Raw genomic sequence first — 12,213 nt, 5'->3', positions numbered from 1 at the left:
GGCCCGGGCCCGGTGCGCGGCCACGGGGTTCAGTCCCGCGTACGCCCCAGCGCGAGGTACTCCGCGGCCCAGCAGCCCGTCGCGTGCAGCGCCGCGTAGGAGGCGAGGGCCTCGCCCGTGTCGTGGCGCACGGTCTCGACGCGTACGCCTGCCTGCTGGGCCGCGCTGAGCAGACGCCCGCGGTCCTCGCGCACCATCGGGGCCTCGTTGCCGTCGTCGAGCACGACCAGCACCGGCCTCGTCGCAGCGGGCTCGTCGGCGTAGGGGTCGGCGAACACGTCGCGCCGCGGCGCGCCCTCGAGGACGGGCAGCAGGTTCTCCGCGTCGCCGGCGACGGCGCTGCGCCCGGTGGAGCGCCGCATCGCCTCGCTCACGCGGCGGGCCGCCCGGGCGGCGAGCACCGAGCCGCCCCAGACCACCGGCACCGCGTCGGCGAGCGCGATCGCGAGCTCCTTCGCCGGGTTGGTGACGAGGTCGCGCTGCGGACCGCAGTCCACGGCGACCTGGTCGAGCGCGTCGGCGACCTTCTCGGCGTTGCAGCCGGGCCCCAGTCCCAGGTCGTGCAGCACGCCGAGGGCCACGACCGCCGTGGCGAGCTGGTCGCCGGTCGTGGCCGGCACCACCACCGTGTCGCGTCCGGCGTGCTCGGCGACCATCGAGGTCTTCGGCGTGACGACGAGCACCTGCGCCCCGCGCCGGGCAGCCTCGGCGACGGCGCTCGCCGCCGTACGGTCCGCCCCCTCCGGCGCGAGGATCACCACCAGGTCGAGCCCGCCGGTCCAGCCGGGGAGCCCGGACCCGGGCCACGCGACGAAGGGCACCGGGCACCACGGCTCGAGCACCGCACGGAGCAGGCGGGAGTCCGGGCCCGCGGCCACCACCGCGCGAGGCCGTGACCCGCCCAGCTCCTCGCGGACGCGCGCGGCGTCCTCGGCCGCCATCCCGACCTCGCGGCGTACGCGTGCCCCGGCCTCGGCCAGGGACCTCAGCGCGCCGTCGTGCGAGGCCAGGGCGGTCGGGTCGTCGAGGCGGGACTCCTCGAAACCGTCGTCCAGCACCATCGTCGACGCGCGCCTCAGGCCGTGCTGCGGGCGTCGTCGACGAGCATCACGGGGATGTCGTCGCGCACCGGGTAGGCCAGGCGGCACGTCTCGCAGACGAGCTCCTCCCGCTCCTCGTCGGCGCGCAGCCCGCCGTGGCACTGGGGGCAGGCCAGGAGGTCGAGCAGGGTCTTGTCGAGGTTCATGCGTCTCTCCTGATGACGGCGAGCACGGCGTCGCGTACGCGCTCCATGGTGGCCCGGTCGGCGCCCTCGGCGTTGAGGCGCAGCAGGGGTTCGGTGTTGGACGGGCGCACGTTGAACCACCAGTCGGCGGCGGTCACCGTGAGCCCGTCGAGGTGGTCGACCTGTCCGTCCTCGGCCCATCGCTGCTCGAGCTCGGCCATGACGGCCTCGCCGTCCTCGACGGTCGAGTTGATCTCGCCGGAGGCGACGTAGCGGGCGTAGGAGGCCAGGAGCGCCGAGAGCGGCCGGTCGGTCTCGGCCAGGGCGGCGAGGGTGTGCAGGGCCGCGAGCATCCCGGAGTCGGCACGCCAGAAGTCGCGGAAGTAGAAGTGGCCGGAGTGCTCGCCGCCGAAGACGGCGTCGGTGTCGGCCATGCGCGCCTTGATGAAGGAGTGACCGACCCGCGTACGCACCGCCGTGCCGCCCAGCTCCTCGACGATCTCGGGCACGGCGCGGGAGGTGATCAGGTTGTGGATGATCACCGAGCCGGGCTCGCGCTGCAGCTCCCGGTCGGCGATCAGCGCGGTGAGCACCGAGGGGTCGACGAGCTCGCCCCGCTCGTCGACGAGGAAGCAGCGGTCGGCGTCGCCGTCGAAGGCGAGACCGACGTCGGCGCCCTCCTCGCGGACGCGCGCCTGGAGCTGCACCAGGGTGGCCGGGTCGATCGGGTTCGCCTCGTGGTTCGGGAAGGTGCCGTCGAGCTCGTAGTACATCTCGACCACGTCGAGGTCGAGCCCGCCCAGGACCGCGGGCGCGGTGTGTCCCGCCATCCCGTTGCCGGCGTCCACCACGACCTTCAGCCGGCGGCCCTCGACGGGTGCGAGGGAGCGGAGGTAGGCGGCGTAGTCCTCGAGCACGTCGCGCTCGTCGATGGGCTCGTCGTCGCCGGGCCCGGGGTCGGTCGCGCCCGCGACACGGTCGGCGAGCGCGGAGAGACCGGTGTCCTGACCGACCGGCACCGCGCCGGCGCGGCACATCTTGATGCCGTTGTACTGCGCCGGGTTATGGCTGGCCGTGAACATCGCCCCGGCCATGCCGAGAGCGCCGGAGGCGAAGTAGAGCTGGTCGGTCGAGGCCAGCCCGATCATCGTCACCGCCGCCCCTGCACCTGAGGCCCCGCGCGCGAAGGCAGCCGCCAGGCCCGGGCTGGACGGTCGCATGTCGTGACCGACGACGACCTCGCCCACGGCGAGCTCTTCCACGAACGCCTTGCCCGTCGCCGCCGCGAGCGTCTCCGTGATCTGCTCACCGGCCAGGCCGCGCACGTCGTACGCCTTGAAGGTCGCCGCCACGATTGCCGGATCGATCGTGCTCTCGCTGTCGTACGCGGAGGCCTCGTCCATGCCGGCGACCCTACTGTGCAGTGAGCTCAGACGTGGACGCCCGCCAACGCGAGCACCCCGGTCGCCAGTCCGGCGCCGAGTAGGACGACGGGCCACGCCGACGCCAGCCGGAGCCAACGGGCCGATGCAGGAACGCTCCCGTCGACAGGACGCGACCAAGCCGCGGCAGCGGCCGCCCCAGTCGTGGCACCGAGCAGCGCCGCCACCGCCAGCAGCAGGACCCCGAGAAACGCCGGCGCCGCCTCGGATCGACCGATGATCAGGTCGAATCCAAGCAGCGCGTCGTACGCCACGAGTGTCACCGCGCACGGCAGCACCAGTGGGTGCAGCAGCAGCGACCGTGGCGAGTCCACGACGCGACGCGACCGGTCTGCCCGGCGCCCTCTTACGCCGAGCGGTCGCCGCGTCGCGTCAGATCGCAACAGTGATCAGGCGTCCTCGGCGTCGTCCACAGGCTGCGACAGCACCCGGAGGTGGCCGCGACGGCCGGTCTCGACGGATCCGTTCGCGTCGATCCCGACCTGCTCCAGCTCAGGTGAGAGCGCCGGCTGAGGACGGTTGGCGGCCTCGCGCACCGCGTCCGCGAGAGCGAGCAGGTCATCGTCGCTCGGGGCGCGGGAGCCGAGGTCGGTCGAGAGCCGCACCACGTCCCACCCCCGGGGGGCCGACAGTCGTTCGGCGTGCTCCTCGCAGAGGTCGTACGCGTGCGGCTCCGCCGCGATCGCCAGCGGACCGAGCACCGCGGTCTGGTCGGCGTACACGTAGGTCAGCGTCATGACCGCGGCCCGCGCGCAGGCGGTGCGGGAGCAACGTCGACGGGTGGCCACGCCAGGAGCGTACGCGGCGGCCTCGGTCGTTCCGACCAGGCTCGCCCACTCCCCCCGGAACGCCCGCACCTGCGGCCCTACCCGTGCTCCTGCGGGTCTGCGGGCCCGCACATGCACGGGGAAGCCCGCACCTGCGGGCGTTCAGGGGCCGGGGACGGGAACGACGACGGGGAGTCGGTCGGCTCTCCTTCCCCTCGAGCCGACCGACTCCCCGCAGGTGTCGGTGGTGCGTACGCCGCCGGCGCGGCGCCTCAGCGCGGTCTCAGACCGCGCGCTTCTTCAGCTTGCGGCGCTCGCGCTCGGACAGACCGCCCCAGATGCCGAAGCGCTCGTCGTTGGAGAGTGCGTACTCCAGGCACTCGTTGCGCACGTCGCAGGTCAGGCACACCCGCTTGGCCTCCCGGGTCGAGCCGCCCTTCTCGGGGAAGAACGCCTCCGGGTCGGTCTCCGCGCACAGGGCGCGCTCCTGCCAGCCCGGCTCCTCGGCCAGGTCGTCCAGTGCGTGCAGCTCCCTCAGCATGTCTGGTCCCTTCCTCCCCGCAGTCCCCGATGGACTGACACGAGAGAAATTACATGCGTGTCGTTACCGAACGTCAAGCGGAATGCCTGAAACCGCGAGAAAAGTTTGCGACACGCCGAGACCGGGTCTCGACAGGCAGATGACACGCCTCATGAGTTGACCGTCTCGGTTGCCGACCGCTACCAATCATCCGATGCCCGACACGACCAGCCCCTCACGCCTGGTGGTGCTCTCCGGGGGGATCGGCGGCGCGCGCTTCCTCACCGGTCTCCTGCACCACCTCACCGAGACCGGTCGCCGCGACGAGGTCGACGTCACGGTCGTCTCGAACACCGGCGACGACATCTGGCTGCACGGCCTCAAGATCTGCCCCGACCTCGACACGGTGATGTACACCCTCGGGGACGGCATCGACCCCGACCGCGGCTGGGGACGGCGCGAGGAGAGCTGGACGGTCAAGGACGAACTGGCGGCGTACGGCGTGGGCCCCGACTGGTTCGGTCTCGGCGACCGTGATCTCGCCACGCACCTGGTGCGTACGCAGATGCTCGACGCGGGCTACCCGCTCTCCGCGGTCACCGAGGCGCTGTGCCGACGGTGGAAGCCGGGCGTACGCCTCCTGCCGATGACCGACGACCGCGTCGAGACCCACGTCGTGGTCGACGACGCCGAGGAGCCGTCCGGACGCCGCGCGGTGCACCTGCAGGAGTACTGGGTGCGGCTCGGTGCCGCACTGCCCGCACACGCGGTGCTGCCGATCGGCGCCGACGCCTCCTCCCCCGCCCCCGGCGTGGTCGAGGCGATCGAGGCCGCCGACGTCGTGCTGCTGCCGCCGTCGAACCCGGTCGTCTCGGTCGGCACGATCCTCGCCGTGCCCGGCATCCGCGAGGCACTGCACCGCACGGCGGCACCGATCATCGGGCTCTCGCCGATCGTCGGCGGCGACCACGTGCGCGGCTTCGCCCGTCAGGTGCTCGAGGCGATCGGGGTCGCCTGCAGCGCCGACGCCGTCGCCGAGCACTACGGGTCCCGGCTGCGCGGCGGCCTGCTGGACGGCTGGCTCGTCGACACCGTCGACGAGGGCGTCGTCGGGCGGCTCGAGGCGGCGCGCATCCCTGCGCTCGCGCGGCCGCTGCTGATGACCGACCCCGCGACCACCGCGGGCATGGTCCGCGACGCCCTCGCGCTCGCCGCCCGGGCGGCCCCACGGGGCCCCCGGTGACCGCCGGGGCATCGACGCTGCAGGCCTGGGGACTCGACGGGGTGCCCGAGGTCGCCGAGGGTGACGACCTGGTGACCCTGCTGCTCGAGGCGCTGAGCACGACCGGGCTCCAGGTCGCCGACGGCGACGTCCTGACCGTCACCTCCAAGGTGGTCAGCAAGGCCGAGGGAGCCACCTCCGTCGGTGACCGCGCGACCGCGATCGACGGCGACACGGTGGACGTGGTGGCACGCCGGGGCCCGACCTCGATCGTGCGTACGCGCCACGGCCTGGTGCTGGCCGCGGCCGGCATCGACGCCTCGAACGTCACCCCCGGCACGCTGGTGCACCTGCCCCTCGACCCCGACGCGAGCGCCCGCCGGCTGCGCGACGCGCTCGGTCGGCGTACGGGCCGCCGCGTCGCGGTCGTCATCACCGACACCGCGGGCCGCCCGTGGCGGCTCGGGCAGACCGACCTCGCCATCGGGGTGGCCGGGCTGCGCGTCCTCGACGACCACGCGGGCCGCGAGGACACCCACGGCAACCCCCTCAGTGTCACCGCGCCGGCCGTGGCCGACGAGGTCGCCGCCACCGCCGAGCTGGTCACCCGCAAGACCGGCGGACGCCCCTTCTGCCTGGTCCGGGGACTCGACACGCACGTGCTCGACGAGGCCGGCCCGGGTGCCGCGTCACTCGTCCGGTCCCGCCGGCTCGACATGTTCGCGCTGGGGGCCCGTGAGGCCGTCGTCGCCGCCTGCACCGCACACCCGCCGGACGCGTTCGGCGCCCCGGTCGACGTCGTCGAGATGGTGCACCGCCTCGCCGACCTCGCCGAGCCCGCCGTCGTCGGGTGCGAGGTCACCCGCGTCGCGGGCGGACTGCTCGTGGCCACCGAGGCACCCGTCGAACCGTCCGCGCTCCTCGCGCAGGGGACCCTGCTCGGTGACGTCGCGCGGGTCGCGACGGCCCACGGCTGGGGTGTGGGTGATCGCAGTGAGAGCCACGAGGGCGACACCTACGCCGTGGCCGTCCGCCTGACTCCCCGCTGACGTCGCCACGCGAGAGGCCGCGGGGGCGCCGGCCCTTCGCGTACGCCCCGTATCCTCAGAACCCGTGAGCGAGTCCGGAGCCAGGTCCAAGGTCGAGCAGCTGCGCCGGCAGGAGGCGTCCGAGCGCCGCCGCCGCCTCATCGCGATCGGAGCGGTCTCCGCCGCCGTCGTCGGCGTGATCGGGGTCGCCGGCTACCTCACCCTCAGCGGTGAGGAGGCGGACCCGGCCACCGGCCAGGGACTCGTCGGTGTCGGCACCGCGGCCACCTGCCTGGAGGACGAGCTCGTACCCGCCAACGGCAGCGGGGAGCACGTCGAGACGCAGGTCGACTACGAGACGACGCCTCCTGCCTTCGGACCGCACCGACCGCTCTGGGAGCAGGTGGTGCCCGGACGCAAGTTCTACACCGCCGACGACCGCCCCGAGGTCGAGGCGCTGGTGCACAACCTCGAGCACGGCTACACCGTGCTCTGGTACGACGACACCGTCGCGAACGACGAGGAGGCCCTCGACGCCGTCGAGGAGATCACCGAGAAGTTCCCCGGGCCCGCCGTCGCGGAGGGCAAGTTCATCGCCGTGCCCTGGACCGCCGAGGACGGGGAGCCGTTCCCCGGCGACAACCACGTCGCACTGAGCCACTGGTCGGTGAAGGGCGAGGGGCAGACCGGCCAGGGCGTGATCCGCTACTGCACCGGACCCGACGGCGCCGAGGTGGACGACTTCATGACCGCCTGGCCCTACAGCGACAGCCCGGAGCCGTTCGCGGGTTGACGGCGTGCTGTGACACTGGCTCGCTCCGCTCGCGGGTCCTCGCTCAAGCCCTCGACTTCCCTCCTGCGCGCGCACGCACTCCTCGGCTGGCGCCTCGGTGCACGTGCGTGCTCGTCAGTCCAGACGAGGTCCGCTCGGACGAACACCCGCAGTGGTCCCCGCCGTGATCACGCGAGCGGAGCGAGCCGGTGTCACCGCCGGTATCACCCGCAAGGAATCTTCTCGTCGCTCAGCTGAGCGCCGTCCGGGACTTCCGCGTCGTCGCCGACGGCGCACGAGATGACGCCGGCGCCGGCGCCGATGCGGGCGCCGCAGGCGACGACGGAGTCGACCACCCGGGCACCGGGGCCGACGGTCGCGCCGGGGTGGACGACGCTGCCCGAGACGACCGCTCCCTCGCCGATCTCGGCGCCCGCGCTGACGGCGGAGCCGCCGTCCACGACCGCCCCCTCCCCCACGACCGCGTCGGACGAGACCCAGGCGGCCGCCCCCGGGGTCGGTGAGAACGCAGGGCTGGACCCGACGCCCAGCACGAGGTCGCAGGAGGCCCCGACGACCGAGTGGGGGTGGCCGACGTCGCGCCAGTAGGCCGCGTCGACGTGGCCCACCACCACGGCGTCGTCACGGAGCAGGCCGGGGAAGGTGTCGTACTCGACCGAGACGACCTCCCCCGCGGGGATGGCGTCGACGACCGACCGGCGGAACACGTAGCAGCCCGCGTTGATCTGGTTCGTCACCGGGTCCTCGGACTTCTCCAGGAAGTCCGTCACCCGTCCGACCTCGTCGGTGGGCACCGCTCCGAAGGCGCGCGCGTCGTCGACGGTGACCAGGTGGAGGCTGACGTCGACGGCCCGACCCTCCCGCGGCGTACGGAAGCCGAGCAGCTGCGCACGCAGGTCGTGGGAGGAGAGGATGTCCCCGTTGAGGATCACGATCGCGGCGTCGGGGTCGTCGGTCAGGGCGTCGGAGACGTTGCGGATCGCCCCACCCGTGCCGAGCGGCTCCTCCTCGGTCACGTAGACCAGCTCGAGACCGAAGCGGGACCCGTCGCCGAGCACCGGCTCGAACATCTCCGCGTGGTAGCTGGTCGCCAGCACCACCGTGCCCACACCGGCCTGCGCCAGGCGGGTCAGCTGGTGCTCCACGAACGGCACACCGGCGACCTCCAGCAGGTGCTTCGGCCGACGCTCGGTCAAGGGCATCATCCGGCTGCCGAAGCCGCCCGCGACGATCACCGCCTCGATGGTGCCGAGATCGGGTGTGTCGCTCGAATCGCCCGTGTGGTCGCTCACGGCCCGCATGATGCCAGGCCCGGTGCGGCCACCGGCCACGTCGGCCGCACCTACGGTGGGGGCATGGCCCCCTCCCCCGTCGCCGTCACCACCCTTCCCGACGCGTACGCCGCCCGCCTGCGGTCGTCCCCGGGCGACCCGTTGGTCACCTTCTACGACCTCGCGACCGGTGAGCGGGTCGAGCTGTCGGCGACCACGTGGGTCAACTGGGCGGCCAAGGTCGCCGGTCTGCTCACCGACGAGCTCGACCTCGAGCGCGGCTCACGCCTGCTGCTCGACGTCGGTACCCACTGGCAGGCCTCGGTGCTGCTCGGCGGCGCGTGGTGGGCGGGCATCGAGGTGGTGCCCCCGGGCGCCACCGTCGGAGACGTCGACGCCGTCGATGCGGTCGCGTGCGCGGAGTCCGACGCGGAGACGTACGCCGACGCGTACGCGGGCAGCGATGTGCCCGTGCTCGCCCTGAGCCTCAAGCCGATGTCCGGCCCCTGCGGAACGCTCCCGGCGGGCGTGCTCGACTTCGGTCGCGAGGTGCTCCCGATGCCCGACGCCTACGTGCCGCTGGACCCGCCGACCGCCGAGGACGTGGCGTGGCGCGACCCCGCCGGCGCGGGGCCGGTCCTCACCCACGCCGACGTGCTGGCCCGCCCCCACGACGACCGCGTCCTGGCCGACGACCCGCCCGGCTCGGACCGTGGAATCGACGTGCTGGGCGGGGCGTTGGCGGGGTCCGGATCAGTGGTGCTGGTCCGCCGGCACGGTCAGCCCGTGCCGGCGAACCTGGTCGAGCAGGAGCGCGTCACCCGATGAGGTCGTAGTCCGTGTAGGTGCCGTCGACGTACTGCGGCAGGCCCAGACCCTTCTTGGTGCGCGTCAGCTGCACCAGCATGCCGCTGCCCTTCTGGCGCCCGACGACGTCGGGCCTGCCGTCGTTGTCGAGGTCGCCGACCGCGACCAGACGGCTCATGCCCTTGACGTTGCCGCGGACCGAGCGCGGCGACTTCAGGCCGCCCGGACCGTTGCCCGGGTAGAGCCGCACCTTGCCGTCGGTCTGGGAGACCAGGGAGTCCGGCGCGCCGTCGGCGTTCCAGCGGCCCACGACCACCTGGCGGTTGCCGGCGATCGCGGAGTGCGCGACGTACCCGCCGCCGACGCTCGAGCCGCCACCGGGGTAGATGCGCATGGCCGAGCCCTTGGGCTGCCCGATCAGGTCGGGGCGACCGTCGCCGGTCATGTCCCCGGCCGGGGCGAGCAGGCGGACCTTCGCGAAGTTCTTGCTCAGCGTCGTCGGACCGGCGAACTGACCGTCCGCCGACCCGCGCCACAGCTTCAGGAAGCGACGCTCGCGCACGATGACGTCGCCGTAGCCGTCCCCGTCCCAGTCGCCGACGTTCAGCAGCGCGTTGGCCTTGCTCACGTCGACGTTGGTGGTGACCACGTCGGAGACGTTGTGACGACCGTTGCTCGCGAAGCTGATGGCACGGGAGCCCTCGCGCCCCACCAGACGCTGGGTCGGGCCACCGTCGCCGACGACCCACAGCCGGCTGATGCCGCGGACGGTCCGGAACGGCCCCTGCGGGCTGCCGAGCTGCATGTCTCCCACGACCGGGTAGACGAAGACCTTCTTGGTCGAGCCGAGCCGCACGACCACGTCGCTGCGCCCGTCGCCGGTCAGGTCGTGGCCGGCGGCGAGGATGTCGAACTGGCTCCAGGACCCGGGCAGGCGGCGGACCGTCGAGAGACCCCGCGAACCGTTGCCCAGCAGGGCCACCGCCGCGCCGTCGCCGTCGCGTGCCAGCAGGTCCTCGTCGCCGTCGCCGTCGATGTCCCCTGCGCCCTGCACTCCGCGGTACTGCGTCGCCTGGTCGGTGAAGAGGACCCGCTTGCGCAGGCCACCGTTGCGACCGCGGTGCAGGAACAGCCGCCCGTCGCGGTGACGGGCCACCACGTCGGCCCTGCCGTCGCCGTCGATGTCACCGGCGTCGGCGATCTCCGACATCGGCTTGAAGGTCTTCAGCGTGCGGTCCGTCGGCCTGTACCCGCCCTCACCGTCACCGGTGAACACGCGCGTCAGCCTCGTGTCCGCGTCGCGGGCCAGCATGTCGCCCAGACCGTCCCCGTCGAAGTCCCCGACGGGCGTGACGATGTCGTAGCCCTCGAGGGCGTCGGTCGCCGTACGCCCCTTCGCGAACCGCAGCTGACCCTCGGTCGGCAGCACCTGCATCCGGGTGGCGCCCTTGCGTCGCAGCAGGATGTCCGGCCAGGTGGTGCCGCTCACCGACGCCGAGCGGTCACGGCCGGTGAAGCTCGCCTGGTAGGCGGCCGCCCGCGTCCGGATGTCGGGGATCCGGGCGTACAGGAAGCGACCGGGGCACGCCGTCGAGCCGGCGTCGCGGTGACCGTTGATGGCCGGGAAGGTGCGCGAGCCGACGTACTGGCTCGTCGAGGACGCCGAGACGCCGTGCAGCGAGAGCTTCCAGGCGAACAGGCGGGCGTACGCGTCGATCATCTTCTCGCGCGGCTGCACCTCCTCGAAGTTGCCGAGAGCCGACATCGCGAAGGAGTACTCGTTGTAGCCGAGCGTGTGCGCCCCGACCACCGGACGGTCCACGCCACCGGCGCGCCCCTCCCAGATCCGGCCGAAGCGGTCGACGATGAAGTTGTAGCCGATGTCGGACCAGCCGCGGGACTGCGTGTGGTAGGCGTAGATGCCGCGCATCAGCGCCGGCACGTCGCGCCGGCTGTAGTTGTTGGCGTTGACGGTGTGGTGCACGAAGCCGGCGTGCACCTCGAAGTAGCTCAGCGACGACGCGTCACGCATCGACTCGTTGGCGCCCCACTGGGCGCGGGAGAAGATCTTCGGCTTCGGGGTCACCGAGGTCTCGGGCAGCCGGGCTGACGACGCCGAGAGCTCGAGGTCGGCGCCTTCGGTGGACGACTCCTCCGCACCGGTCTTCGCGGAGTCCAGCTCGGCGGTGTCGATCTCGGGGGCCTCGACGACCTCGTCCTCGGTGGTGCCGGGGTCGACCACCGCGAGGCTCATGCCCTCGGGCACCGCTCCGTCCTCGGTGGCCGCGGCGACCTGCACCTCCTCGACGTCACCGACGATGAGCTCCCCGGTGCCCGGACGCGCCTGCGCCGCCTCCGGCGACTCGGGGTCGGGCCCGTGGGCGGGGTCGTAGTACAGCGCCGTCCAGTCCGACCACGCCTCACCGCTGCGGCTGCGTACGGCGATGCTGATCTGGCCCTTGTCGAAGGTCGTCTCGGGGTCCCAGGTGACGCCGACGGTGGCGGGTCCCGCGACCTCGGTCGGCTCGCTGAGCACGGCCAGCTCCTGCTCGGTCTCCTCGGCGACGTCGTCGACGACGTCCTCGACGGCCTCCTCGGACCCCGGGCCTGTCGGCTCCGTCGTGGCCGAGGACAGGACCAGGTCGCCCTCACCCTCGTGCTCGTGTGCGTGCTGCGCCTCGGCGACCTCGTGCAGGATGCGCTCGGCGCGTCCGGCCGGTGTCCGCGCGGCAGCGGTCGACCGCCCGGTCAGGGCGTGCTCGGTGACGCGTACGTCGACCGGTGCGGGAGCGACGAGAGCCCGCTCGCCCGGAACCCCGAGCGCGGGGGCGGCCCCGGTCCGCTCATCGGCGGGGCCGACCACGTCGAGCTGGACGATGGCGGTCGCGGGCACGGCGACGGCGGCGACGACACCGACGACCAGCAGCTGCTGACAGGCCGCGACGAGCTGTTCCCGACGTGGGGACATAGGAGCACTCCTGAGAGGGGGAAGTCACGTGAGCCCCACTAGGTCACACCAGTCACACGGTGTGTCGCAACGATTCCTCAGAACAACAGTGCTGTAATTCGCGGCCCGCCGCTCGCCACGCCGGAGGACTTGCCAGGAACAGCATGGGCGTCTACGGACCGGCGCGCAGC

The 12,213-nt window shown here is 73.1% G+C and carries 12 protein-coding genes; 4 read left to right on the top strand and 8 right to left on the bottom strand.

From position 1 onward, the window contains the following. Positions 1 to 29: 29 nt before the first annotated feature. The 6 genes from KLP28_10540 to KLP28_10515 all read right to left on the bottom strand — a co-directional run bounded on the left by KLP28_10540 (position 30) and on the right by KLP28_10515 (position 3,975). A complete protein-coding gene (locus tag KLP28_10540; protein ID QWC84050.1) occupies positions 30 to 1,061 on the bottom strand; it encodes a hypothetical protein in 1,032 nt (343 codons plus the stop codon). A 14-nt stretch (positions 1,062 to 1,075) separates the two neighbouring features. Beyond that, positions 1,076 to 1,246, bottom strand: a complete 171-nt coding sequence (locus KLP28_10535) for a Trm112 family protein (GenBank protein QWC84049.1) — start codon at positions 1,244 to 1,246, stop codon at positions 1,076 to 1,078. Beyond that, on the bottom strand, positions 1,243 to 2,628 hold the full coding sequence (locus KLP28_10530; protein QWC84048.1) for a phosphomannomutase/phosphoglucomutase: 1,386 nt from the start codon (positions 2,626 to 2,628) through the stop codon (positions 1,243 to 1,245). The genes KLP28_10535 and KLP28_10530 overlap by 4 nt, the downstream gene beginning before the upstream one ends. Before the next feature lie 26 nt (positions 2,629 to 2,654). After that, positions 2,655 to 2,981, bottom strand: a complete 327-nt coding sequence (locus KLP28_10525) for a hypothetical protein (protein ID QWC84047.1) — start codon at positions 2,979 to 2,981, stop codon at positions 2,655 to 2,657. Positions 2,982 to 3,056: 75 nt separating this feature from the next. Further along, a complete protein-coding gene (locus tag KLP28_10520; protein ID QWC86925.1) occupies positions 3,057 to 3,404 on the bottom strand; it encodes a DUF3499 domain-containing protein in 348 nt (115 codons plus the stop codon). A 313-nt stretch (positions 3,405 to 3,717) separates the two neighbouring features. After that, entirely contained in the window at positions 3,718 to 3,975 is a 258-nt protein-coding gene (locus KLP28_10515) for a WhiB family transcriptional regulator (GenBank protein QWC84046.1), read from the bottom strand. 193 nt (positions 3,976 to 4,168) lie between these two features. On the opposite strand from KLP28_10515, the gene KLP28_10510 reads away from it, so the two are divergent. The 3 genes from KLP28_10510 (at position 4,169) to KLP28_10500 (ending at position 6,997) form a co-directional block, all read left to right on the top strand. Next, positions 4,169 to 5,197: a 2-phospho-L-lactate transferase gene (locus tag KLP28_10510; GenBank protein ID QWC84045.1), complete on the top strand. Its 1,029-nt coding sequence runs from the start codon at positions 4,169 to 4,171 to the stop codon at positions 5,195 to 5,197. Positions 5,198 to 5,214: 17 nt separating this feature from the next. Next, positions 5,215 to 6,225, top strand: a complete 1,011-nt coding sequence (cofE, locus tag KLP28_10505) for a coenzyme F420-0:L-glutamate ligase (GenBank protein ID QWC86924.1) — start codon at positions 5,215 to 5,217, stop codon at positions 6,223 to 6,225. A 64-nt stretch (positions 6,226 to 6,289) separates the two neighbouring features. Then, positions 6,290 to 6,997, top strand: coding sequence for a DUF3105 domain-containing protein (locus KLP28_10500; protein QWC84044.1), 708 nt, complete (start codon positions 6,290 to 6,292; stop codon positions 6,995 to 6,997). 203 nt (positions 6,998 to 7,200) lie between these two features. On the opposite strand, the gene KLP28_10495 is transcribed toward KLP28_10500, so the two are convergent. Continuing rightward, complete coding sequence (locus tag KLP28_10495) at positions 7,201 to 8,289, bottom strand: NDP-sugar synthase (GenBank protein ID QWC84043.1); 1,089 nt, start codon at positions 8,287 to 8,289, stop codon at positions 7,201 to 7,203. A gap of 63 nt (positions 8,290 to 8,352) precedes the next feature. On the opposite strand from KLP28_10495, the gene KLP28_10490 reads away from it, so the two are divergent. Continuing rightward, positions 8,353 to 9,096: a TIGR03089 family protein gene (locus KLP28_10490; GenBank protein ID QWC84042.1), complete on the top strand. Its 744-nt coding sequence runs from the start codon at positions 8,353 to 8,355 to the stop codon at positions 9,094 to 9,096. Here the strand turns inward: KLP28_10490 and KLP28_10485 are convergent. After that, complete coding sequence (locus KLP28_10485) at positions 9,086 to 12,043, bottom strand: VCBS repeat-containing protein (protein ID QWC84041.1); 2,958 nt, start codon at positions 12,041 to 12,043, stop codon at positions 9,086 to 9,088. The genes KLP28_10490 and KLP28_10485 overlap by 11 nt on opposite strands. Positions 12,044 to 12,213: the final 170 nt, after the last annotated feature.

Source organism: Nocardioidaceae bacterium (assembly GCA_018672315.1).
Lineage (GTDB): Bacteria > Actinomycetota > Actinomycetes > Propionibacteriales > Nocardioidaceae > TYQ2.
The sequence above is the reverse complement of the archived record's forward strand: the minus strand, read 5'-3'. Positions and strand labels throughout refer to the sequence as shown.

Coding starts and splice junctions, on each gene's coding strand:
- KLP28_10540 (QWC84050.1), bottom strand. CDS start 1,061: ATGGTGCTGGACGACGGTTTCGAGGAGTCCCGCCTCGACGACCCGACC.
- KLP28_10535 (QWC84049.1), bottom strand. CDS start 1,246: ATGAACCTCGACAAGACCCTGCTCGACCTCCTGGCCTGCCCCCAGTGC.
- KLP28_10530 (QWC84048.1), bottom strand. CDS start 2,628: ATGGACGAGGCCTCCGCGTACGACAGCGAGAGCACGATCGATCCGGCA.
- KLP28_10520 (QWC86925.1), bottom strand. CDS start 3,404: ATGACGCTGACCTACGTGTACGCCGACCAGACCGCGGTGCTCGGTCCG.
- KLP28_10515 (QWC84046.1), bottom strand. CDS start 3,975: ATGCTGAGGGAGCTGCACGCACTGGACGACCTGGCCGAGGAGCCGGGC.
- KLP28_10510 (QWC84045.1), top strand. CDS start 4,169: ATGCCCGACACGACCAGCCCCTCACGCCTGGTGGTGCTCTCCGGGGGG.
- KLP28_10490 (QWC84042.1), top strand. CDS start 8,353: ATGGCCCCCTCCCCCGTCGCCGTCACCACCCTTCCCGACGCGTACGCC.
- KLP28_10485 (QWC84041.1), bottom strand. CDS start 12,043: ATGTCCCCACGTCGGGAACAGCTCGTCGCGGCCTGTCAGCAGCTGCTG.